Genomic DNA, 1,013 nt, shown 5'->3' on the forward strand with positions numbered 1-1,013 from the left:
CAATTGCGCAGGCAAACGCCAGCACGCCGCCAACGGCTAAAGTGCAAAAGGCCAATCCCCACGAGACTGAAGCGGATGTCATGTCGAGTGCCATGCCGAACGCTATGGGTGACACGGAACCCGCGCCAACGCCGAAAATTGACCGCAAACCAAGTGCCCGGCCCAGTTGCGATGCCGGCACCGCTTCAGTCATCGCGGAGGAAAGTACCGCCGAGTCGCCAATGACCGCGAAGCCGTAGATCCAGACCAGAGCAAGCAATAGCGCAGCATTGAGTTCACTCAGCCAGCCCAAGGCCAGCGAACACGCGGCACCTACCAATGCGAAGCCCACCAAGACTGGTTTCGCGCCGAAGCGATCAGCGGCGTACCCAGACAGGAAGGAGCTGAAGAACCCCGAGACGTGGAGCGTGACTGCAGTCCACAGACCAACTTCCACGCCCGTCATTCGACCCTGTGATAGCAATGATGCCGTCAGGAAAGCGGGAATCCATGTCCACACTCCGAACAGCTCCCACGTATGTCCAATGTAACCAATTGTGAGAAGCCGGGCCTGATGCTTCCATGGACGATCAGGTGCCATTGTGTCGGGGGCCGTGTGCACCAGCTGATCATGGGCATTCCTCGTCGCGGCAATACTGAGCGCCGAGCCGAGAATCGCGACGCCAGCTGTCACTGCGAACGACAATCGGTAGTCCGCGACTGCGAGCATCGCATTCGCAAGCACAATGGACAGGACGTAGCCGGCCGACATACCTGCGAGAACCCACCCGACGGCCGAAGCCTTGCGATCCGGTGACGCATTGGCCGAAACAAGCATGATGGCAGGCGTGTAGGTGGCACCCTGGGCCGCCCCCAACAGGGCCATGCATACAAGTGCGGTCCCGAAAGATCGCGCGAACGCCGCAAAAACGAGAGCTGAAGCGGCGCAGGAAACTACTGCCCAGGCGAACACGCGTTTCGCGCCGAACCTGTCACACAGAAAGGAGACGACAAGTAAGGACGTGGCAAACGAA

At 59.9% G+C, this 1,013-nt stretch carries 1 protein-coding gene; it reads right to left on the reverse strand.

The window, feature by feature from the left end:
* Positions 1-952, reverse strand: a 952-nt coding sequence (locus AC0QUY_RS42590) for an MFS transporter (protein ID WP_475391725.1), incomplete at its 3' end; no start/stop codon positions are given.
* Positions 953-1,013: the final 61 nt, after the last annotated feature.

The organism is Bradyrhizobium sp. WYCCWR15520 (genome assembly GCF_056174665.1).